The organism is Carnobacterium sp. 1290_CSPC (assembly GCF_001053265.1).
In the GTDB taxonomy this organism is placed as follows: domain Bacteria; phylum Bacillota; class Bacilli; order Lactobacillales; family Aerococcaceae; genus Aerococcus; species Aerococcus urinaeequi.
This window is the reverse complement of the sequence record NZ_JVVG01000024.1, coordinates 141086-164220: the sequence shown is the minus strand read 5'-3', so window position 1 is coordinate 164220 and position 23135 is coordinate 141086. Positions and strand designations below refer to the sequence as shown.

The following is a 23135-nucleotide window of genomic DNA, read 5'->3' as shown; positions in this document are numbered from 1 at the left end:
GAGTCGACGCCCTACTGATATAAAGGTAAAAAAAATGTCAATAACACTCGTTATTGGCGTTTTTTACTATGCACAAATAAAAAGAGAGATTGAATTTTCACCCAATCTCACTGCTATTTCTATAAATATAATTCCCCGGCTTGTAATACGGGCTCTAAGTGACCTAATGGAATGGTTGCCATACTTGGGCGTAAGGTTCCTTTGTTTTCATCGCGTCCTTGGATTACCAATTTGGCGTCGTCTTGACGGTAAATGTTGATCCCTTTAACGATTAATTGTTGGGTTTGGTCACTAGAATAACGGTTGAATAATACCGCTAACTTCACGAAAGGTAATTGTGTCATCATTGGGTAGTCACCCATAGAGTCGCCAAATACCATAGCTGGTTGCTTGCCGTGATCAGCTACCATGAAGTTTTTAATCACTTCTACTTTTCCCAAGCCCTTAGTGATAAAGGTGCCTTCTTCTAGACGTGAATCCATAATGCCATTTTCATCCACGTCGTAGCACTGGCCGAAAACTTGGCTTGCGTCTAAGTTGAAAGGTGCTTCAGTGACCACTGAACGAACCAAGTCAATTGGACTAGCGGAAATGACATAGATGGTGATGTTGTTGTCTTTAAGCACTTGCCATAAATGTAAGATTTCATCTGGGATTCGAATCCCTTGTTCGAAAGAGGCTTCTACTTTTCCGACCTTGCTCTTAATATGTGGGCTAGAAAATAGTCGGCGTAGGGCGATTGGTTTATTCAAAGCATCTTGGAATACAGCTACAGATAGGGCTTTAAATTCTTCAACAGTATAGCCTTTAAACCAGTAAATCGGAGAGTTTTCGCCTGGGGTTCTTCGGAATTCACTACCTGCTAGTTGGTAGAACAAACGCAATTTCGCTGCAAATTCGTTGAATTGGGTCCATTCCTTCACTTGTTCTAGTGGCAAGCGTTCGTTCTCGTCTAGGGCGATATAGTCGGTATATAAGAATTGGTATTGGGCGATGATGTCGTCCGCCAAATCAATATAAGTTGCCATATTTTTTGAATTCGGGAAAATAGGTTGGTTGAAATTCATCGGGCCTGTAGTTAAGACGTCATAGAATTCATCTGGTGTCATCTTGTAGGCCAAGTGATCAATCATATACATCATCAGATGGTCTTCAATATCATGCATGATTGTAGTGTTGTCAAAATCAAATATAGCGTATTCAGTATCTTGCTTGCTTACAATTGCTTCTGAAGCTGATTCACGAATCACTGTATTCAGACGTTGGATAACAAAGGGGTCCCATTTTTGTTGGTTGATATTTAATGGCATAAAAATCTCCTCGCATGTTTATAAATAAATTGATTTATCACTAACTTACATCACATTATAAAGTAAGCGTAATAATTTCATGTAAAATCTAAGTCATAATTAAGTTAATGAAATCTTTACCTGAAGTCACACTCTGGGTCGTGGTGGTTATAGACACCAATCGTCTCTAAAAATGATTCGATTGTGGTTGGCCCGACAAATTTAAACCCGCTTTTCTTCAGTAATTTCATCAGCGCTTTATTGATTTCGTCTTCATTTCCGTTAAATTCGACCACCAATTGTTGTGCTGTTTGGTAGATGAAATCTCTAAAACTTGGGAAATGAGTATCCTCCTCGATTGCTAGCGCACACTTGGCGTTATTTATCATAGCTTGGATTTTTTGGCGGTGACGAATGATCCCTTCATCAAGCATAAGCCGGTCAACATCAGCTTCATCAAACTTGGCCAAGGCCCCCATGTCAAAATCAGCAAAAGCTGCTCTTAGTGCTGGCCGTTTTTTCAGGATAATAGCCCAGGATAAACCAGCTTGCATGGATTCTAAGCACAGGGCCTCAAAGACTTCCTGACTAGTGGGTTTATCTTGACCCCATTCCTCGTCATGATAAGCAATCATGTTTGGGGTATTGGCAAATTGACAGCGTATGACCATGAAAAAACTCCTTCACCTTGCAAGTTTCACTAGGATTTCTTAGTGTGTCCAAATTATAGCAAATTTAATCCGATTATAATAGTTGGGTTCGTTATAAACGATTACTCTTGATTAAAGTAAGGTATTATCAATATCTTGAATCCTTTAATATAATGAAGTTGTGAAAAGAAAATAATTTGATATGGGGGAAGAGTATTATGAAGCATTTTGTGAAGTTGGGGTTGTTGGGTTTATCGGCTATGGTGCTTGCAGCGTGTTCTAGTGATAGTAGTGAGGACACTACTATTCGAGTCGCGACGTCACCTGGTCCTTATAGTGAGTTATTTCTAGACCAAGTGGCCCCTAAGTTAGAAGAAGAAGGCTATACAGTTGAAGAAATTGAGTTTACGGATTTGCGGTCAGCGGATGTTGCCTTACAAGAAGGGTCAGCAGACTTAAATGTTGACCAACATTCCTTATATTTAGCTAACTTTAATGAAGAAGCGGGTGCAGAACTAACAGCTGTGACACCGGTACCGACTGTGCCAACAGGTTTGTTCCCAGGTACAAAGGATGATTTGGCTGCTGTCTCAAGCGGGGACCGTGTGGGTATCCCGGATGACCCATCAAATTATACGAGAGCTTTACTCGTTTTGCGGAAAGCGGGCTGGATAAAATTCAGTGAGGATGCCAACCTCGAGAATTTAACGGTTGATGACATCTCAGAAAATACGGCGGGCATTGAAATTGTACCAATGCAATCAGCGTCAATCCCAAGAACCTTGGAAGATTTAGCTTACGCCATTATTCCAGGCTCAATCGCGTATGACGCGGGCGTTGACTTCTCAACTATGTTATTAGCGGAGGATGTGCGGGAAGACTTGTTACTGCAAGCTGTAGTTTCCACTCCTGAAACAGCGGAAGAAGATTGGGTGCAAGCAGTCGTGGATATCTATAATTCGGACGATTTTCAATCGCAAATAGAAGAAATCAATAATAATTCAGATGAAACTTATTGGATCATTCCAGATTAAGAAATCCGAAAGAAAGTGTGAATATTTATAGAAAGCGTTTACATAGCTAGACCGTTTCCTATATGATAGGGGTATCAAGAGAATAGGAGTGATGTACATGGTGGAAGTTTACACAAACTACTGGGAAAATCGACGCGATGGTGTTCGAAAGGAACATGGATCATATGCTAGCGAAGAAGCGGCCTTTGAGGGGATTCAAAGCTGGTGGACACTTCATCAAGAAAAGTATACCGATGTGAATAAACGACGGACCAATTCAGGTGCCCTAGAAATTACATATGGTGATGACAATTACTACTATCGTATTGAGAAACGGCATTTGGACAAGTTACCATCGATTAAATGTAAGTGGAGAAGTCCTGGTGAGATTGACAGTAAACGGAAACTGGCGCAATTAGATGAGGAAACCTTCCTATTTGAAGAATTAGCAGAACCTTATCGTGACCTGCTACTTGTTGCAATGGGGAATGGCCAGCGGGTCAAGGACTTTATCTACGATGAAAAAGGGCGACCAATCCGCGAGCTGACTAAAGTATAAAATTTGAGAGAAATGATTGACAAAGAGATTGCAGGGTGTTATGCTATTGGAGTTGAGAAAAGAAGCAGAAACACCCGTTTCTCACCTGAGTTGACAAGTTACGTCCTCGGGTTGATAGATATTCAGTTCACACAGACTCGATCTGTGTGCTTAATACGACGGGTAGTGATTGTGCTATCCGTCGTTTTTTCTATGTGAAATTTCTCTTTCATACAGATTTATGCAATCTTGCAGAAAAATTTCTTTTTATACAGCATCAATGGAGGTGTATTACTATCGCAAAAGATATGTTCGTAAATGAAAATATCCGTGCACGTGAACTTCGTGTAATTGATTCTGAAGGTGAACAATTAGGTGTGTTAAGTAAAGACGAGGCTTTAGATAAAGCTGAACAAGTTGAACTTGACTTAGTACTAGTATCACCAAACGCAAAACCACCAGTTGCCCGCATCATGGATTACGGTAAATACCGTTATGAGCAACAACGGAAAGAGCGTGAACAACGTCAAAATCAAAAACAAGTCAGTCTGAAGGAAGTACGTTTATCTCCTACGATTGAACAAAATGATTTCGATACAAAATTGCGTCAAGCTCGCAAGTTCCTTGAAAAAGGTGACAAAGTGAAAGCTTCAATTCGTTTCCGTGGACGTGCTATTACGCACAAAGAAATCGGTCGCGAAGTGCTAGAACGCTTTGCAGAAGAGCTTAAAGATGTTGCAGAAGTTGAACAAAGACCAAAAATGGAAGGACGTTCAATGTTCCTTCAAATGGCACCAACTGCTGACAAATAATTGAACACTTTTTAGGAGGAAAAAACATGCCAAAACAAAAAACTCACCGCGCTTCAGTTAAACGTTTCAAAAAGACTGCTTCAGGTAAACTAAAACGTAGTCATTCAGAGCGTTCTCACCGTTTCCACGGTAAAACTAAAAAACAACGTCGTCAACATAAACAAGCGACTACAGTTCATTCAACAGATATTAAACGTATCTCACAAATGATGGACACTTACAAATAAGATTATCTAAGCGTTCAGTCACGGACTGGACAGTACCAAAAGGAGGAAATTAAATGGCTCGAGTTAAAGGTGGAACAGTAACACGTCGTCGTCGTAAAAAATATCTTAAGTTAGCAAAAGGTTACTTCGGTGCGAAGTCTAAATTATACAAAACAGCTAAACAAGCTGTAATGAAATCTCATACTTACGCATACCGTGACCGTCGTCAAAAGAAACGTGACTTCCGTCGTTTATGGATTACACGTATTAATGCAGCTGCTCGTATGAACGGAATGAGCTACAGCACATTAATCAACGGCTTAAAAGTTGCTAACATCGACATGAACCGTAAAATGTTAGCTGAATTAGCAGTTAACGATGCTGATGCATTTGCAGCTATCTGCGAACAAGCGAAAACAGCTTTAAACAAATAAATCAATCAAAGTCCACGTAGCACTAGCTTTTAGCGAGTGTCTACTGGACTTTTTTGTTTATGAGCTCAAAATATTTTGGTGTTCTATTTATACTATCAAGGGTTATGAAATATTCGTATTATCCAAAACACCTAACACTTGGTAAAATATATGTTAGAAAGAGCCGTGGTCCATTTTTCAAAAAATGAATCATGAATATTAGAGGATGATAGAAAATGCTATTGCCTAGTGGCGGTTTCAATCAAGATTAAACTAAAGTAAGTCATCTTATGATAGAATGAAGCGATAGCGTAAAAAGGAAAAATTTATAAGTTAATGTAGAGGTGAAGCAGATGTCAATTATCGACTTAAAAGACGTCGCGGTAAAATTTGATACACCAAATGGTACCGTTGATGCAGTAAAAGATGTCAATATTTCAATCGCTGAGGGCGAAATATTTGGCGTGATTGGTTACTCTGGTGCTGGTAAATCCACACTGGTTCGTACCATAAACCGCTTGCAACCAGTAACTTCTGGGCAAGTAATTGTAAATGATAAAGAAATCAATGCCTTATCAGAAGCAGAATTACGTGCTTCTCGTAAGAAAATTGGGATGATCTTCCAACACTTTAATTTAATGAATGCGAGAACGGTTGAGGGCAATGTCCTTTTCCCATTGAAGGATTCTAAATTATCTAAGGAAGAGAAGAAACAGAAAGTACATGAGTTGTTGGAATTAGTTGGATTAGCTGACCGTAAAGATGCTTACCCAAGCCAACTGTCTGGCGGACAGAAACAACGTGTAGCGATTGCGAGAGCCTTGGCTAACGATCCAGATGTCTTATTATGTGACGAGGCGACTTCTGCCTTAGACCCCAAAACGACTTCATCAATCCTTGAATTATTGAAAGAATTGAATGAACGCTTAAACCTAACAATTGTCATCATTACCCACGAAATGCACGTTATCAAAGAAATTTGTAACCGTGTGGCGGTAATGGAGCATGGTGTGGTTGTTGAACAAGATACGATTTTCAATATCTTCAGAAATCCACAACAAAAATTGACCAAAGACTTTATCGAGTCTGCGTCACCAATTGAAAAGGGCATTCAAGAAGTTTTAAGCAAACCAGAATTATTGAATATTCACCCAGCTGACCGCGTAATCCGCGTGACCTTCTCAGGTGCTTCAACTGGTGATCCGTTAATTTCAAAATTAACAGAGCAATTCCAAGTGAAAGCGAATATCTTATTCGGTAATATTGAAATCTTACAAGATATTCCAGTGGGTACCTTATTACTAAGCCTAAGTGGTGAAGATGCAAACGTACAAGAAGCCATTGATTTTATTACTTACGAAGGTATCACTTTAGAAGAATACAAAGTCGAAGGCGACCACTATATTCAAGAGGAGGTTGAGGCATAATGAATTTTATCGAAAGTATCTTACCAAATGCAGCAAGCATTCCTGATGAATTTCTAGAAGCAACAATTGAAACACTTTATATGACACTTTGGACTGCAGGACTTGGATTTGTTCTTGGTCTTGGATTAGGTGTTTGGTTAGTCTTAACCCAACCTAAAGGATTAAAAGCCAACGCTGCCGTTTACGGTGTCTTAGACAAGTTTGTGAATATTTTCCGGTCTATTCCATTCGTTATTATGATTGCCTTACTAGTTAATATCACAAGATTAATTGCGGGTACTTCAATTGGTACAACTGCAGCAGTCGTGCCATTAGTCGTAGCTACTGTGCCATTCTATGCTCGTCAGATTCAAAATGCCTTGGTAGAAGTTAACCCAGGCGTGATCGAAGCGGCACAAGCGATGGGCTTGTCTACTGGAGATATTGTCTTCAGAGTTTACTTAAAAGAAGCCTTACCAGGTATTATCCGTGTATCTGCATTGTCAATTATCAATGTGATTGGATTAACAGCTATGGCCGGAACTATCGGTGGTGGTGGTCTTGGTAACTTGGCTATCACACGCGGATATAACCGATTCCAAACAGATGTAACGATTATTTCTACAATCATTATCCTAATTATTGTCTTTATCTCTCAAGCTATCGCTGATCGCTTGGTGAAAAAAGTAGAGCACTAAAAAATCTGTCACTAATCAAATTTTGGAGGAGAATTATGATGAATAACAAATTTAAATTATCTGCAACAATCTTTGCTTCAATCATTGCTTTAGCTGCTTGTGGTACAACCGGTAACGGAAGTGATTCAGCTGCATCAAATTCTGCAACTGAAGAACAAGCAGAATACACTGTTGGTGTCGTTGGTGATACTGAACGTTTAGTATGGGAAGACGTTGCTGAACGTGTAGCAGATGAAGGCATCACCTTAAATGTTGAAACCTTTACTGACTACGTAACACCAAACACTGCTTTAGTAGATGGTTCATTAGATTTAAATGCCTTCCAACATTTAGCTTACTTAGCTGAATTTGTGGCATCAAACAATGCTGACTTACAACCAGTTGGTTATACATATATCTCTCCAATGGGTGCTTACTCAGAATCATTAGAAAGCATCGATGATTTAGCTGATGGTGGTACAGTTGTTATCCCTAACGACGTGACTAACGCTGGTCGTGCCTTATTATTATTAGAATTAGCAGGCGTACTTGAAGTGGATGATGCTGCTGGTATTACACCAAGTGTTGAAGACATCACTGCTAACCCTAAAAACATTGAAATTACTGAAGTTGACGCAGCTCAAGTACCTCGTTCACTTGCTGATGCTGACTTAGTAGTTGCCAACACTAACTACGCAGTAGATGCCGGTTTAGTACCTGAGGAAGATTCAATTTTCTTAGATACTGATGACTTAGGTTCTTTAGGTGCACAATACAAAAATGCTGTTGTTGTAAGATCTGAAGATGCGGAAAATGAAGATATCCAAACAATTGTGGAAGCTTACCAATCTGACGAAACTGCAGCTAAAATTGACGAAGTAACATCAGGCGCTGACCAACCAGCTTGGACAGACAACGATGACATCGCAGCTGACTTTGAAGATGTTGTAAACCAAAGCGAACCAGCTGAATAACCAATTCGATTTGTATTGGGAGGAGGAAATTGGATGAATAAGAAAGTGAAATTTTCAGCTACTTTATTGGCGTCAGTGTTCGCTTTAGCCGCGTGTGGTAATGGTGGGTCTACTGAATCAGATTCATCAGCCTCAAGTGAAGCAGCCAACACAGAAGAAACTTCTGAATATACGATTGGTGTTGTGGGTTCTGCAGCCCACGATGTTTGGGATGACGTAGCAAGTCGTTTAGAAGGTGAAGGTATTCAACTGAATATTGAAGAATTTTCTGAATATACAACCCCCAATAATGCACTTGCAGATGGGTCACTAGATTTAAATGCCTTCCAGCATTTAGCTTTCTTAGCTGACTATGTGAATGCAAATGATGCTGACTTACAACCGATTGGTTATACTTTCATTTCACCAATGGGTGCCTACTCAGCTGTGGTTGAAAATATTGATGATTTAGCAGGCGGTGCTTCAGTTGTCATTCCAAATGATGTGACAAATGGTGGTCGTGCCTTACAATTGTTGGCCTTAGCTGGTCTGATTGAATTAGATGAAGCTGCAGGAATTTCACCTACAGTGAGTGATATTACTGCCAACGATAAAAACTTAAACATTACTGAAGTGGATGCAGCACAGGTTCCGCGATCTCTTGCGGATGCTGACTTAGTGGTTTCAAATACAAACTATGCAGTGGATGCTGGATTGAATCCTTCTGACGATGCCATTTTTGTTGATACCGACAACTTAGATAATGTTGGCGCACAATACAAAAATGCGATTGTCATCAGAGCTGAAGATGCAGATAATGAAGACTTCCAAAAAATCGTGGAAGCTTACCAATCTGAAGAAACGGCTGCCGTAATGGATGAAGTAACATTAGGTGCTGACAAACCGGCGTGGTCAGATAGTGATGATGTTGCAGGTGAATTTGCTAACGTGTTAGAACAAACCAATTAGAAAATTTATTCGGTGATAAGCACTTCTTTAGAAATAATGAAACGTGGAAAATGGGTTAACCACCTGTTTTCCACGTTTTTATATTAAGTGGTCTTTCAAAGCCAACTAGCTGAATAATTTGCAAATACAGTTTTATAGCGACAAAGTAAGCACAGGAAGAACCCAATTGTTAGCGGAACCTGTGCTTTTTATATAGCAATTATTGGAAAATTAAATTTATTTCATTATAGGTTTTTAGTGATATTCTATCTATGATTTAAAGATTCATTCTGATAAAATAAGTTGAATTTATTCAAAGTAAAAAATTAACTTAGGAGAAGACATGAATGAGTCATATTAATATGGGACTAGCTCTTCGCGGATCAGTTGAGGGCGATATGGCGCAATTAACTGGGATGCTTGAAGATGCGATTGCTTTACTTGCAATGAATAACATAGATCAATGGCAAAAGGGATCAATATCCAGCGAAATTCTATTAGATGCGATAAGGCATGACCAAGGCTTTGTCTGGGAGCAACGCGATACCACAGGGATTGCAGGCTTCTGTGTTTTGGATACTTACGATGAACTATACGAAGAAAACCTTGCTAAAGGCGAATGGACTATAGAGGGCCCTTATCTGGCGATTCACCGTGTCATGGTTTCCCAACATTTACGTGGTCGTAAAGTCACTAGACAAATGTTTTTAGATATCAAAAAAATGGGGGTAGTCAATAACATTGCCTCATTACGAATTGATACACATCCAGACAATGTCATGATGCAGAAAACCTTGAAACGTAACGGTTTTGTTAGAACAGGCTTACTTTATATGCCATCAGGTAGTCCGCGCTACGCTTACGAATTTGATTTATCCCAAATTTAGACTAAAATAGTAGATATAACATTTCAAAATATAGTCTAGGATTGAGAGGTAGTAAGTTATGTATTATGTAAAAAATGAACGTAACGGGGAAGAAATTTTTGACCCCACTATTAACTTGGCGATTGAATATTTTCTATTGAACGAGAAGAAGTTAGATGAACCCATCTTGCTTTTCTATATCAATGAACCTTCGATTATTATTGGTAAGAATCAAAATACCCATGCTGAGATTAATGAACCTTATGTGAAAGAACACAATATCCACGTTGTCCGCCGTTTTTCAGGTGGAGGGGCAGTATACCACGATTTAGGCAACATTTGCTTCTGTTTCATCACTAATGATGACGGCAACTCATTTAGAGACTTTAAGAAATTCACCGAGCCTATCATTGAATCTCTTGGCAAAATGGGTGTTGAAGGCGCTGAACTTAGAGGGCGTAATGACCTTGTAATCGGTGACCAAAAATTCTCTGGTAATGCCATGTATTCTAAAAATAATCGAATGACAGCACATGGCACTTTGATGTTTGATGTCAATATTGATGAAACAACGAAAGTATTGAAACCTAAAGCCGCTAAATTAAAGGCGAAAGGGGTTAAATCAATCCGTTCTCGTGTAACCAATATCAAACCCCATATGGATGCTAACGCTCAAAATATGACTCTATTCGACTTTAGAACAGCTTTATTACGTAATATATTCGATGTTGAAAATCTTGAAGACATCCAGGAATATGTCTTAACTGATGATGACTGGGCATGGATTGAAGACTTTCGTCAACAATATACCAATAATGATGACTGGAACTACGGAGAAAACCCGGACTTTGAAATCATCAGAGATGAAAGAACGCCTGCTGGCCAAATCGAATTCCAATTTAACATTTCAAAAGGTAAAATTATAGCATGTAAAATCTACGGTGACTTCTTTGGTTTAGGGGAAATTACTGACGTTGAAAATGCCTTGATTGGGCAAGAATATAGCCGTGAAAATTTAATCGATATTTTTAACAGCATTAACATTAAAAACTACTTTGGTAACGTCACAGCTGAAGAATTAGCTGACTTAGCTTCATTATAAAAATAGAAAATAACATAAGTAAGAAGGGGCGAGGATTCAAATGGATCCTTGTCTTTTTGATTGAAGGCAAATTTTGCCACAAAAAAACCAGCCAACCGATTTGGGTAACTGGTTTATGAATTCTATGGTTTTGTCTTAGCCAAATGCGCGACGAATTTGGACACTCGCGTTGCCTCTGGCAATTTCATGACCGCGTTCACGGACTAATCCAGCATTCAATGCGGATACTTCAGCGTATTCTTCGGCGAATGAAATTAAATCTTCAATTTCATCATCTGTTAATTCGTTTGCTTCAAATTTAATCAAGGCAAAGTAAGATTCGTTATAAACGTATAAGTCTACTTGTGCAAATTCATCTTTAAAGTCACGCGCGAAAGCTAGGAAATCTTCAAAAATCCGGAAGACTAAAGTGATTTCTCTAGGAACACGAGGTTCCTCTGTTTCAGCACTCGCTGCTTTTTTCTTCTCGTCTGCCTCTTGGTTAGCGAGGTCATCTAAGACGTTTTGACGTTCATTTGCATTTTCTTTATCTTCATCTTCAAGCTCGCCAATTGTTTCCATTAATTGCTGGAAAGCACTATCTTCTTCATTGTCATCGCCAAAACCTTTACTGATATACAAATCGATACCGTTTCTTTTTGGCATTACTTGGAAAGTGATCGCTTCAGTGTGTTGGAATTTCTGGGACACATCGACCTCTTCAAGGATACTCATGAAAAAATGCTCAACTTCGTTTTGATTGCTCATGATATCCATAAACGAGATGCCTCGCTCAATTAAATCATCAGTATCTATAAACACGCGGATAGTATTTTCGTTAATATACTCCATTTCCATCGTAATCACCCCAATCTATTAATAAGTAGTGTAAACTAATTGATGCGAAAGTTAAAGTAATTTAGTTTGAGAAAATAAAAAGAGTACAGAAATTTGCACTCTTTCCATCATATTATCTTGTTTTAAAATTTAATTTGCGTGTGCTTCTTGTTCTTCGTAAGAGGCCAACGCTTGTTGTAATTCAAGTTTACGAACGCTTCTTGGTAAGAAACGACGAATTTCATCTTCGTTATAACCAACTTGTAAACGTTTATCATCTAAAATAATAGGGCGTCGTAATAAACCAGGATTATTTTGGATTAATTCAAATAAATCGTTCAACGGAATTTCATCAAGATCAACATTTAATTCTTGGAATGCTTTTGATCGAGTTGAAATGATTTCTTCAGTACCTTCCTCTGTCATGCGTAAGATGGCTTTGATTTCATCTTCTGTTAATGGTTCTGAAAAGATGTTTCTTTCGGTGTAAGGAATTTCATGTTCTTCTAACCATGCTCGAGCTTTGCGACATGAAGTACAACTTGGTGATATGTATAATTTAACCATGTGTATCTCTCCTTTGTATGAAAAACAATTCTTAACTAACATATATACAGTATAACACAGAGTTTGTGAAATTTCTATGGTTTTTTAACCAATCTTGACGTATCAAAGATAAGTTATTATAGAGATATCATCTAGTCATTCGAACAAGGCGGATACTAACAAGACAGTAAAAATATGCTATACTAGAGTAGAATTTAAGTGAGGGGATATTTAGATGACAAAACGTATTTTTTCTGGTGTACAACCAAGCGGAACGCCAACAATCGGTAATTATGTTGGTGCTATGAAGCAATTTATCGAATTACAAAATAACTTTGAAGCCTATTACTGTGTCGTAAACCAACATGCCATTACAGTAGCGCAAGATCCTGAGGAGTTACGTAAAAACACACGTTCACTAGCTGCCTTATATATTGCTTTAGGGATTGACCCAGAAAAAGCGACGATCTTTATTCAAAGCCAAGTACCGGCCCATGCACAAGCTGCTTGGATTGTTCAATGTAACACAGCCTTAGGTGAACTAGAGCGTATGACACAATTCAAAGATAAATCAGCTAAACAAGCATCTGTTTCAGCAGGTCTATTAACTTATCCACCATTAATGGTTGCAGACATCATTTTATACCAAACAGATTTAGTACCTGTTGGGGATGATCAAAAACAACATCTTGAATTAACAAGAAACTTTGTTGAACGCTTTAACAATCGTTATACAGGTAAGAAGGAAAGACCAATTCTAACAATGCCTGAATTTTACGCACCTAAAGAAGGTGGCCGTATTATGAGCTTGCAAGAACCAACCAAGAAAATGAGTAAATCAGACGATAACAAAAAGTCATTCGTATCATTATTGGATGATCCAAAAACAATTACCAAGAAAATTAAATCTGCAATGACAGATTCTTCTGGTGAAATTTCTTACGATAAAGAAAATAAAGCCGGCGTATCTAACTTGTTAACGATTTATTCTTCATTCGCCAACCGTCCAATTGATGACATCGTCGCTGAGTACCAAGGTGCTGGTTACGGTAAATTCAAACAAGACTTAGCGGATGTCGTGATTTCTATCCTTGAACCAATGCAAGAACGTCACGCAAAATTGATGGCTTCATCTGAATTAGATGACATTTTAGCAGATGGTGCCAAGAAAGCCAATGAAGTAGCCAATGAAACACTGGCTGCCATGGAAAAAGCAATCGGATTTAGATAAGCCGACGAAGCTAATCAAATTTACCAATTCAAATAAACAACTTTCATAGTGTGGTGTTAGCCAACCAACCAAGTTGTTGGCTAGCAACACACTTTTTTCATGAAAAATAGACCGGGACAGTTCATTTTGCCAAAAAAGCTTAAACGTGTAAACCCTTATAAAATATGATTGCGAAGAGTGGGCTAAACCGCAAATTAACCTCCGAACAAGCTCATTAAATAACCGCCAATTTTCCCAAAGTTAGGACCTCACCTAGCTTGTTTTTTCTATTTTGAAAAATAGGCCGGCGCTTTTGAATATTTACGGCGTATATAATTAAGCGATAGGGGGCTGAGGGATGAAATTTGCACAAAAAGAAGACGAATCATTTGTCTTCGCAGTAGATCTGATTGACGAAAACGGTCAAAAAGTACCGACAACAGAAAGTTATTATTGCAGCCAGTGTAAGAGGGCTGTTTACTTAAAGAAGGGGAAAGATACGAGACCTCATTTTGCTCACTATGCTAAGACTATTAAGGACCATCATAAGGTGAATGAATCAGACATTCATTTTGACCAAAAGACCATTATTCATGGCAAATTAAAGACGGTTGATATAGAAGGTTATATAGAGTATGCAGTTGAAAAGCAAGTGAGACGGGCCGATATTTATGTGCCCGAGCAAGTCAAGGTTAGTAATAACCTAGCCATCGAATTACAGTATGCCCCAATTTCTGCTGAAGATGTCTTCAAACGCCAAGCGGATTATCAGGATGTAGATTGTCGTGTTCTATGGTTATTAGGCTACCAATCTACTTATCATAGCATTTTTGATAACAACCACAAAGGACCCACTTCTAAGACTTTGAATGCCGTCCGTCCCTTTTTACGGTATGATTACGAGTTTGGTTTTTATCTGCCTTTTTGGCATGAGGCCTCAGGTAAAGTAGTTTTATTGACCGTCAACCTATACGGTCAAGGGCAAACGCAAATTCGGATGTCAATTGAACGCTATATCAACTACTTCAATGACCATTTCACCTATGAAAAGGGGGACTTTTTGACCAGTTTATTATTTGGCAAAGACCATCCCATAATTAGTCCAGCCCCAAAAGATTTAGCCAAGTTTATTAAGAAAGTTCTTGTTAGTCCAACAGCTAATCAACAAAAAATTCTAGAAATCATTTACCAACGACAAGTTTACTTACAAGAAGCACCAGCGGATTTATATACCTACCAGGCAACCGCAATGTTTTCAAAAGTGGCTGACTGGGCCATTATTCTAGCGTATGTAGCCATTTATCAAAAGAATGACCCAGATTTTGAGCGGACTCATTTTGCCCAATTCGCCAATGTACTATTCGATAATCAGCTGGTCATTGAACATCCATTATTTACCAAAGAAATCATTATTTCATGGCTGATGTGGCTGTTTGCTAATTACGAAAATAGCTAGCATATTAATGTAGAAACCAACCTTCGTGTGTTAAAATGAAAATACTATTAAAAAACGGAGGTATATTATGGCAAAAATTTTTGAAGTAAAACCTAGAAATGAAGTAGACAGTGCGTTTCAATGGGACTTAACTAGTATCTTCCCAGATGATCGAGCTTTTGAGAATGCTTTAAGTGGATTCCCAAAAAAAGCAGATGCTTTTCAAGACTATAAAGGCACTCTAGATCAAGGCGCTGACCAAGTGGTAACCGTATTAGAGGCCTTATTAGCGGTGAGCCGTGAATTGGAATCCCTATACGTTTATGCACATTTAAAACATGACCAAGATACAGGAGACAACAAGTACCTAACTTACAACAGTCAAGCAGGTGCCTTACTTGCTCAAGTTAGTGAAAAGATCTCTTGGTTTGAACCAGAAGTATTAGCAGTATCTGAAGATGTACAAAAAACTTTGGAAGACCACTCTGAATATGGTCACTTCTTCCGTGAGTTATTTGCGAAGAAGGCGCATGTCTTATCACCAAGTGAAGAGGCTTTACTTGCTGGTGCTAGCGAAATCTTTGGTGTCTCTTCAACAACTTTCTCACTTTTAAACAATGCCGACTTAAAATTCGGTAAAGTCAAAGATGAAGAGGGCAATGATGTTACCCTTTCTCACGGTTCATACGGTGTCCTACTAGAAAGTGCAGACCGTTCTGTTCGAGAAAATGCCTTTAAACAACTTTATGCAACTTATGAAGGGGTTAAAAATACCAACGCTTCATTGATGTCAGGTAATATTAAAGGACATAATTATACGGCTAAAATTCGTCACTACGATTCAGCACGTCAAAAAGCTTTAGACAACAACAATATTCCAGAAAGTGTTTATGACACATTAGTCGATACAGTAAGAAAGAATACAAATCTATTACATGAATATGTTGCCTTAAGAAAAGACATGCTAGGTCTTGATGACTTACAAATGTGGGATATGTATACACCATTAACAGGTGATGCACCGGTGAAATTTACTTACGAAGAAGCTAAAGAGATTACCTTTAAAGCTTTAGCGCCTTTAGGTGACCAATACTTGAAAGACTTGGCCAAAGCCTTTGATGAGAAATGGATCGATGTTTATGAGAATGAAGGTAAGCGTTCAGGAGCATACTCATCAGGTGCATATGATACCAACCCATATATCTTACTAAACTGGCAAGATTCACTGAATGACTTGTATACATTAGTTCATGAGTTAGGTCACTCAATGCACTCTTATTACACTAGAAGTAACCAACCATACGTATATGGTGATTACTCAATTTTCGTAGCAGAAATTGCCTCTACGACAAACGAAAATTTATTAACTTCATATTTACTGGATACGATTGAAGATAAGGATGCACAAATCTATATCTTGAACCACTATCTTGATGGGGTAAAAGGGACAATCTTCCGTCAAACTCAGTTTGCTGAATTTGAAAAATTCATGCATGAATCAGATGCAAACGGACAACCTTTAACAGCAGACTTCTTAAGTGAAAACTACTTCGAATTAAACAAGGCCTACTACGGTCCGTCAATCGGAGAGGATAAAACAATCGCTTTAGAATGGTCTCGTATTCCTCACTTCTACATGAACTACTATGTTTACCAATATGCAACAGGATTCTCTGCTGCCAACACATTGGCTAAACGTTTAGTAGAAGGTGAAGAGGGTGCCGTTGACAAGTACTTAACTTACCTGAAATCAGGTTCATCTGATTTCCCAATTAATGTTATGCAAAAAGCGGGTATCGATATGACCAATGCCACTTATATCGAAGAAACCTTTGCCCAATTCGAGCAAAGATTAGCTGAATTAAAAGACTTATTAAACAAATAGAAATAGATTGAAGGGGCTGTAGCATTGACTGCAGTCCTTCTTTCATGCCGTTTTAAGATTTCAATTCCTGAATGACGAAACGAAAAAAGAGGTCGGAAATTTCCGACCTCTTTTGGATATTTTATTTTTTAATACAAGTCAATATTGGCTTTTGGCTCATTTCTTGATCCATAGCTTCTTCAGAGGGTACCATCATTTGATCCGTTAGGTATTCTAAGTTTTCAAGAGTGATATTCTCTTCAAGTTTAAAGCCATATTTGTAATTGATATTATCAAATACAACAACAGTAGGGTTGGCTGAAATTTGCATTTGGCGAGCCAACTTAGCATCAGCAAAAATGCTTTCTTGAGTAAGATCTGAATGGATATCTTGCAACCACATGTTCGTATCAAGACGGTTAGATTGCGCGATTTCTAGCATTTTTTCGTGTGAGTAAGGGTTGCCTTGGCGACCGAAGTAATCTTGAATCTTCATCAAGTATTCACGACCAACTTTCTTCCCCTGTAGTAGAGCTGCCTTGTAGCCCTTACAGACTTCTTGATGTGCAAGATACAAGCTGTTACGATCAGCTAAAGATAAAGGTTTATCTAGTTCTTTAATGTAGTTGTTAAAGGTCTGCATATCTGATGTTGTGATAAAACGGAAGTAAACTTTCTTATCCGTTTGTTGTACAAATTTTAACACTTCTTCTTCGCAATTTAAACAAGTGTCACCGAACGGGTTAACAAATAAAAAAACTTCAAACACATGGTTGTGCTTACAGGCGCCTGGCGTGGTTTTTTTACTGCTATTTGTTTGAACAATCTTTTGTGCCATACTCTACTCCTTTACTCATATTTTTTAAAACAATCATGTTTAATTTCATTTGTTTATTTAACTTGTCTATTGATTAGTTTTAACTAACTATCTAATCACATCGAGTTCTCAACTATTCACCAATTCTAACAGGCCAACTTTAAAACTGCAATCTATTTGTTTAGGCTAAGAGAATTTCATTAGCTTCTTATAGGTAATAGATTGATAGCATAACTGAATTTAGCGTAAGGAATCAGCTTTTGATTGATTCATACGCACGATTTTTTGTTTAATTGGTCGTTGCGGAATTTGAAATTTTTGCAATAAATTTTGATAAAAAAGGAGACCAGTTTCTGGATTACTTGTTTCAACTTCAAGTTCATAATCCTCGTAATCTTGGAAAAAACAGTGGTCCAGCACCATATCTTGACCTTCAACCACTTGTTGGTGTCTGATAGTTTTAAATCGCCCGATAATGACTAAGTCATCAAGTGCAATATCAATTGTTGCTAGGAAATCAGCAACCTCACCGCCATGACTTAATTTTCCAGATTCTTTAATAGATTCGCCATCGATAAGGGACAATTTTTCAGTTGTTTCCAATTTCTGATGGTCTTTAACAGGTTGTTTCATTGTTAAATGGACATAAGCATCCGTTATACGCACTCGTAAACCAATATGTCGTTTACGCAATTCACCATCGGCAGTATCAAAATAGATATTCTCTTGGGTTAAGGGGGCAGTTTCCGCGAAATTATAGTGGTTAAACAATTCCTGGTACTCTGCTTGACTTAAAATATTTTTGTATTCTATTTCTAAATTTTTTGCCATTGGATCGCCTCTTTTCTTTATCCGCCTTAAGTATATCAAGATATACCTAATTTTTACAATAAAAGGGGTTGGCGGTACCATGCATTTTAGGCGAATAAAACGACAAAGGTGACTTGCTATCTTTGAGTTTCTTGTTATAAATTAATGGTTTTTGTGATAGAATATACAGGATGTGTATGCAAGTAGATTAAATAAAGTGGGTGACCAGATGGTGGAAGATTGGCATAGTTTTCTTGCGCCGTATCGACAGGCTGTCGAGGAGTTAAAAGTTAAATTTAAGGGTATTCGTACGGAGTTTGAAGAAGCAAATATTCATTCGCCAATCGAATTTGTTACTGGCCGGGTAAAGAGACCTGACAGTATTTTAAGAAAAGCTGAATTTAGAGAAGTATCAGACCTAAACGCACATAATATTGAAACCGTGATTGAAGATATCGGTGGTATTCGCATCATGTGTCAGTTTGTGGAAGATATTTATCAAATTGTTGAAATCCTTCACCAGCGTGAAGATTTTGACATTATTGTTGAACGTGATTATATTAGTCATAAGAAGGCAAGTGGGTATCGTTCATACCATATTGTCATTGCTTATCCGATCGAAAGAATTACGGGGACCGATTCGATTCTTGTTGAAATACAAGTGCGGACGTTAGCGATGAACTTTTGGGCGACGATTGAGCACTCATTGAATTACAAGTATGCGGGTGATTATCCTTTAGAATTGCACCAACGCCTTGAAAGAGCAGCTGAAGCAGCCTTTCGTTTAGACGAGGAAATGTCTGAAATTCGTGAAGAAATTAAAGAAGCCCAGAATTATTTTCAAACGACTGGGTCAAATAGTAGACAGAAGAGGCAATTCCCTAATCCAGTAGAAGATCAAATAGAAGACAAACATAAGCGTCCACTATAATTTGACGATTAATTAAAATATTCGGATCAAGTTACAGTGGGAATGAAGATGTAAATGTAACGGTGATTAAATCAATTGTGGAGGGTATATAGATGAGAGTGGCAGTACGATACAGTGACACTGAAAGTTCTAAAAAAATTCGCGATATGATTTATGCATCTTGTGCAAGCTCAGGCTTTGAATTGGATGATGTAAATCCTGAATTAGCTATTTCCGTTGGTGGAGATGGCACCTTGCTAAAAACCTTCCATACTTATGCGGACCAGTTAGACTCTGTTCGTTTTGTTGGTTTACATACTGGGCACTTAGGTTTTTATACAGATTGGCTAGAAAGTGAATTGCCTGAATTCCTTGCAGCCTTAAGTAATGATTCAGGTGAAAGTGTGTCTTATCCCTTACTAGAAGTCGAAATTGAATACAGTGATGGCCAAGTGATCCACCACATTGCTTTGAATGAGTCTGCCATTAGACGGTACGAGGGGACAATGACGTGCGAGATTTTCATTAAAGAAGAAAAATTTGAATTCTTTAAAGGAGACGGCTTATGTATTTCAACGCCAACTGGTTCAACAGGGTTAAATAAATCATTAGGTGGGGCCGTTGTCCACCCGCGTTTAGATACCATTCAAATGACGGAGATTGCTTCAATTAATAACCGCGTGTACCGGTCTTTAGCCAGTCCCTTATTGATCGCTAAAGATGAGTGGATTGTCTTAAAACCGGCCAAAGAACATGCCATGACTGGCGTATTCTTGTCTTTAGACCACTTGAATATGCCATTGAATGATGTTGAAAAAATTACTTACCGTGTAGCCAAGGAACGCGTGCATTTTGCTCGTTACCGTCACATGCACTTCTGGGATAGAGTAGAAAACTCATTTATCGGCATCAACGACTATCCAAAGCGCAAACTCACAAAGGAAGAAAATTAGTTTTTCAGCATTTGGTATGTGAAAAAGCAATAGATTAAAGTAATAAATAAAGCAGCGTAAATGAAAGGTCGACAATTTTTATGATGGTATTCGAATGGCAAGCGGATGAAGCTTTGTTAACACGTACCTTTTTGAAACACAGGGGGATTTCTAGGCGACTATTGTCCCGAATCAAGTTTCATGGAGGACAAATTTTAGTAAACGGACAAGAAGAGAATGTCCGTCACCAATTGACCGTCGGCGATAAAGTGACGGTCATTTTGCCGAATGAGGGGAAGCAAGAAATCATCGAGGCCATTCATCTACCGATTGATATTTTGTTTGAAGATGACCATTATATCGCCGTCAACAAACCAGCTGGCTACACCTCTATTCCGTCCCAATACAATCCTCAGGGGTCAATGGCTAATATTTTAAAGGCCTATTACCAGCGTCAGGATTATGACAACCAGGTCATCCATGTGGTGACGCGGTTGGACCGGGATACGAGTGGGGTCATGTTATTTGCGAAACACGCTTTTGCCCATGGCTTAATTGACCAGCAAATGCAGCAAAAAGGCATTGAAAAGACCTATCTAGCTGTTTCGGATAAAAAAGTATCTGACCTTGACCATGGTTTTATTGATGATCCGATTGCTAGAAGTCCGCGGTCAATCATTGAACGACGGGTTCACGAATCAGGACAATCAGCTTTAACAGAGTATTGGCTAGCTGAACAAGTGGGCGCCTTAAAAGTCTATAAAGTACAGTTACATACTGGACGCACCCATCAAATACGGGTGCATTTTGCTTTTAATGATGCACCACTTATTGGAGACGACTTGTACGGTGGTCAAATGGACCATGGCATTCAAAGACAAGCCTTGCATTGTCGGTCCCTAAAATTTAAACACCAATTTTCCGGTGAAATGGTTGAAATCCAGGCACCTTTGCCGGAAGATATTTCTGCTTGCTTTGACCTATAGGTTATATTACAATGGTTGGCATGTGTTAAAATAGATGGTGTGACAAAAGTCGTTCAGACTCAACGGACTGGACCAAAAGCCGAACAATTACTGCAAGTAATTGACGTGTTTTGGGAAGTATTGGAAGAGTTTGACTTTGGGCGCCCGATATTATGCTGTTTGTTAGATACAAATAGAAGGTGTGACAGCTTTGTCACAGTCTCAATCAAAATGACAACATATCAAAAAAATGACTTAGGGGTGAGAATATGAGTCGCGATGAAAATAAACAAGTCTTAGATAATCGAGAAACAGAAAACGAAGAAGTGGAAATCTTTGAGATGAGTCAGCCTACTGATGAGGAAATCTATGAAAGTATTATAGAGGCACTGCATCATAATGACCAAGACCGGTTTAGAGAAGAATTCTTCAAAAACCATACATATGATCAAGCACAGATTTACCTGACTTTGGATCCAGCTGAGCGGGTGAAATTGCATGATTATTTAGCGCCACAAGAACTAGCTGAAGTTTACGATATTATTGATGAAGACGATCACGACCGTATTTTGACCTTCCTATATGATATGGATGATAAATATGCAGCTGATGTTCTTTCCTACATGTATACCGATAATGCAGTAGATATTTTAAATGAATTAAATGTTGAAAAAGTACGGACTTACATGCATTTAATGCCAAAAGCGGCGGCAGATGATATTAAAGTGTTGATGCATTATGCAGATGAGACTGTAGGGTCAATTATGACCACTGAATTCGTGTCGATTACAACCAATCAAACTGTTAAATCAGCGATGACGATGTTGCGTGCTAAAGCAGCAAATGCTGAAACAATCTATTACCTATACGTTGTGGATGATGATAACCGTTTAGTCGGAGTACTATCTCTTCGTGACTTGATCGTGAATGATGGTAATGTGATGGTTAATGAGTTAATGTCTGATCGTGTTGTATCGGTAGATGTTAATGAAGACCAAATCAATGTTGCCCGTACCATTCAAGACTACGATTTCCTAGCGGTGCCCGTTGTTGAAGAAACAGGGGAATTGATTGGTATCGTAACCGTCGATGACGTTATCGACGTCTTGAATGATGAAGCCATGCAAGACTACTCTGGTTTGGCCGGGGTAGACGTGGACGAGCAATATTCATCGCCTTGGAATTCAGCGAAATCACGTTTGCCGTGGTTGATTACCTTGCTATTTCTTGGAATGGGAACTTCTACTTTGATCAGCCAATATGAGGACATGATTTCTGAAGTAGCGACTTTATCCTTATTTATTACATTAATTACGGGTACTTCAGGGAATGCGGGGACACAGTCCTTAGCGGTTGCGGTTCGTAAATTGGCGACACCAGAAGATGAGGCCTCTACTATGGGGTCAATGATTTTACGTGAAATTATGACAGGATTAATTTCGGGTGCCGTGACAGGATTAGTCATCATGACGGTTGTCGGTATCTGGCAAAGTAATTTTGTATTAGGTGGGGTAATTGGTGTCTCTATGTTAGCAGCGATTACAGTGGCTAACTTAGCTGGATCATTGATTCCTATTTTGATGGATAAGCTTGGTTTTGACCCTGCTGTTGCATCAGGACCTTTTATTACAACCCTATCCGATTTAACGTCAGTATTAATTTATTTTTCAATCGCTTCACAATTCCTCCAATTTTTAGTGTAAATGCAATTGATTATCATAAATAAGTAATAGGGAGAACCGGTAACGGTTGACAGTTTGAGTAGATTGTTTTAATATTTGCTTATAGAAATATAAGAACTTGATGATAAACATAAAAATGAATCACATTGAAAAGATAAGTAAATGGAAATCTTTGCTCAGAGAATCTACGGTTGGTGGGAGTAGGTGTAAGTATTTCCTTTGAAAATGGTCTGGGAGTGACGAGTGTAGAATGTACTTACCTTTAGCACTTGCGA

The 23135-nt window shown here is 38.5% G+C and carries 24 protein-coding genes and 1 other annotated feature (1 of these 25 cut by a window edge); of the genes, 18 read left to right on the top strand and 6 right to left on the bottom strand.

The window, feature by feature from the left end:
* Nucleotides 1-119 precede the first annotated feature (119 nt).
* Entirely contained in the window at nt 120-1310 is a 1191-nt protein-coding gene (locus tag AC973_RS02265) for a haloacid dehalogenase-like hydrolase (RefSeq protein WP_048726727.1), read from the bottom strand.
* 116 nt (nt 1311-1426) lie between these two features.
* Complete coding sequence (locus AC973_RS02260) at nt 1427-1960, bottom strand: DNA-3-methyladenine glycosylase I (protein ID WP_048726724.1); 534 nt, start codon at nt 1958-1960, stop codon at nt 1427-1429.
* Between the two features lie 197 nt (nt 1961-2157).
* Between AC973_RS02260 and AC973_RS02255 the strand changes: the two genes are divergently transcribed.
* From AC973_RS02255 to AC973_RS02205, 11 genes are all read left to right on the top strand, one after another.
* Complete coding sequence (locus AC973_RS02255; protein ID WP_048726721.1) at nt 2158-2973, top strand: MetQ/NlpA family ABC transporter substrate-binding protein; 816 nt, start codon at nt 2158-2160, stop codon at nt 2971-2973.
* A 97-nt stretch (nt 2974-3070) separates the two neighbouring features.
* A complete protein-coding gene (locus tag AC973_RS02250; RefSeq protein WP_048726718.1) occupies nt 3071-3511 on the top strand; it encodes a hypothetical protein in 441 nt (146 codons plus the stop codon).
* 269 nt (nt 3512-3780) lie between these two features.
* Complete coding sequence (gene infC, locus AC973_RS02245; RefSeq protein ID WP_081453827.1) at nt 3781-4302, top strand: translation initiation factor IF-3; 522 nt, start codon at nt 3781-3783, stop codon at nt 4300-4302.
* 26 nt (nt 4303-4328) lie between these two features.
* The gene (gene rpmI / locus AC973_RS02240; protein ID WP_003142016.1) at nt 4329-4529 is read left to right on the top strand and encodes a 50S ribosomal protein L35; all 201 of its coding nucleotides are present in this window, start codon (nt 4329-4331) and stop codon (nt 4527-4529) included.
* Nucleotides 4530-4582: 53 nt separating this feature from the next.
* Nucleotides 4583-4942 carry a 50S ribosomal protein L20 gene (gene rplT, locus AC973_RS02235; protein WP_048726710.1) on the top strand — a complete coding sequence of 120 codons (360 nt, stop codon included), beginning with the start codon at nt 4583-4585 and terminating at the stop codon, nt 4940-4942.
* A gap of 332 nt (nt 4943-5274) precedes the next feature.
* A complete protein-coding gene (locus AC973_RS02230; RefSeq protein ID WP_082148216.1) occupies nt 5275-6348 on the top strand; it encodes a methionine ABC transporter ATP-binding protein in 1074 nt (357 codons plus the stop codon).
* Nucleotides 6345-7025 (top strand): methionine ABC transporter permease, encoded by a 681-nt coding sequence (locus tag AC973_RS02225; RefSeq protein ID WP_414629572.1) that lies wholly within the window; start codon nt 6345-6347, stop codon nt 7023-7025. Before AC973_RS02230 ends, AC973_RS02225 begins: the two co-directional genes overlap by 4 nt.
* A gap of 35 nt (nt 7026-7060) precedes the next feature.
* Entirely contained in the window at nt 7061-7978 is a 918-nt protein-coding gene (locus AC973_RS02220; RefSeq protein WP_225968912.1) for a MetQ/NlpA family ABC transporter substrate-binding protein, read from the top strand.
* Between the two features lie 33 nt (nt 7979-8011).
* Nucleotides 8012-8926, top strand: a complete 915-nt coding sequence (locus AC973_RS02215) for a MetQ/NlpA family ABC transporter substrate-binding protein (protein ID WP_048726703.1) — start codon at nt 8012-8014, stop codon at nt 8924-8926.
* A gap of 326 nt (nt 8927-9252) precedes the next feature.
* Nucleotides 9253-9792: a GNAT family N-acetyltransferase gene (locus AC973_RS02210; RefSeq protein WP_048726700.1), complete on the top strand. Its 540-nt coding sequence runs from the start codon at nt 9253-9255 to the stop codon at nt 9790-9792.
* 58 nt (nt 9793-9850) lie between these two features.
* Nucleotides 9851-10873 carry a lipoate--protein ligase gene (locus AC973_RS02205; RefSeq protein ID WP_048726694.1) on the top strand — a complete coding sequence of 341 codons (1023 nt, stop codon included), beginning with the start codon at nt 9851-9853 and terminating at the stop codon, nt 10871-10873.
* Between the two features lie 135 nt (nt 10874-11008).
* Here the strand turns inward: AC973_RS02205 and AC973_RS02200 are convergent, their stop codons facing one another.
* Nucleotides 11009-11710, bottom strand: a complete 702-nt coding sequence (locus AC973_RS02200) for an adaptor protein MecA (protein WP_048726691.1) — start codon at nt 11708-11710, stop codon at nt 11009-11011.
* Between the two features lie 129 nt (nt 11711-11839).
* Nucleotides 11840-12256 (bottom strand): transcriptional regulator SpxA, encoded by a 417-nt coding sequence (gene spxA, locus AC973_RS02195; RefSeq protein ID WP_016897704.1) that lies wholly within the window; start codon nt 12254-12256, stop codon nt 11840-11842.
* Between the two features lie 214 nt (nt 12257-12470).
* Here spxA and trpS point away from each other — a divergent pair, with 214 nt between their 5' ends.
* The 3 genes from trpS (at nt 12471) to pepF (ending at nt 16765) form a co-directional block, all read left to right on the top strand.
* A complete protein-coding gene (gene trpS / locus AC973_RS02190; RefSeq protein WP_048726689.1) occupies nt 12471-13466 on the top strand; it encodes a tryptophan--tRNA ligase in 996 nt (331 codons plus the stop codon).
* A 337-nt stretch (nt 13467-13803) separates the two neighbouring features.
* Complete coding sequence (locus AC973_RS02185; protein WP_048726685.1) at nt 13804-14901, top strand: competence protein CoiA; 1098 nt, start codon at nt 13804-13806, stop codon at nt 14899-14901.
* Between the two features lie 67 nt (nt 14902-14968).
* Nucleotides 14969-16765, top strand: coding sequence for an oligoendopeptidase F (pepF, locus tag AC973_RS02180; RefSeq protein ID WP_048726682.1), 1797 nt, complete (start codon nt 14969-14971; stop codon nt 16763-16765).
* 121 nt (nt 16766-16886) lie between these two features.
* On the opposite strand, the gene AC973_RS02175 is transcribed toward pepF, so the two are convergent.
* Nucleotides 16887-17582, bottom strand: a complete 696-nt coding sequence (locus AC973_RS02175; protein WP_048726677.1) for a DsbA family protein — start codon at nt 17580-17582, stop codon at nt 16887-16889.
* 219 nt (nt 17583-17801) lie between these two features.
* Nucleotides 17802-18392 carry a CYTH domain-containing protein gene (locus AC973_RS02170; RefSeq protein WP_048726674.1) on the bottom strand — a complete coding sequence of 197 codons (591 nt, stop codon included), beginning with the start codon at nt 18390-18392 and terminating at the stop codon, nt 17802-17804.
* A 208-nt stretch (nt 18393-18600) separates the two neighbouring features.
* On the opposite strand from AC973_RS02170, the gene AC973_RS02165 reads away from it, so the two are divergent.
* From AC973_RS02165 to mgtE, 4 genes are all read left to right on the top strand, one after another.
* A complete protein-coding gene (locus tag AC973_RS02165; RefSeq protein WP_048726671.1) occupies nt 18601-19302 on the top strand; it encodes a GTP pyrophosphokinase in 702 nt (233 codons plus the stop codon).
* Nucleotides 19303-19394: 92 nt separating this feature from the next.
* Nucleotides 19395-20234, top strand: coding sequence for an NAD kinase (locus tag AC973_RS02160; RefSeq protein WP_016897697.1), 840 nt, complete (start codon nt 19395-19397; stop codon nt 20232-20234).
* Between the two features lie 83 nt (nt 20235-20317).
* Nucleotides 20318-21199 (top strand): RluA family pseudouridine synthase, encoded by an 882-nt coding sequence (locus tag AC973_RS02155; RefSeq protein WP_048726825.1) that lies wholly within the window; start codon nt 20318-20320, stop codon nt 21197-21199.
* A gap of 320 nt (nt 21200-21519) precedes the next feature.
* Nucleotides 21520-22881 carry a magnesium transporter gene (gene mgtE / locus AC973_RS02150; RefSeq protein WP_048726821.1) on the top strand — a complete coding sequence of 454 codons (1362 nt, stop codon included), beginning with the start codon at nt 21520-21522 and terminating at the stop codon, nt 22879-22881.
* 116 nt (nt 22882-22997) lie between these two features.
* Nucleotides 22998-23135: a binding site (T-box leader), on the top strand; it runs 95 nt beyond the window's last position.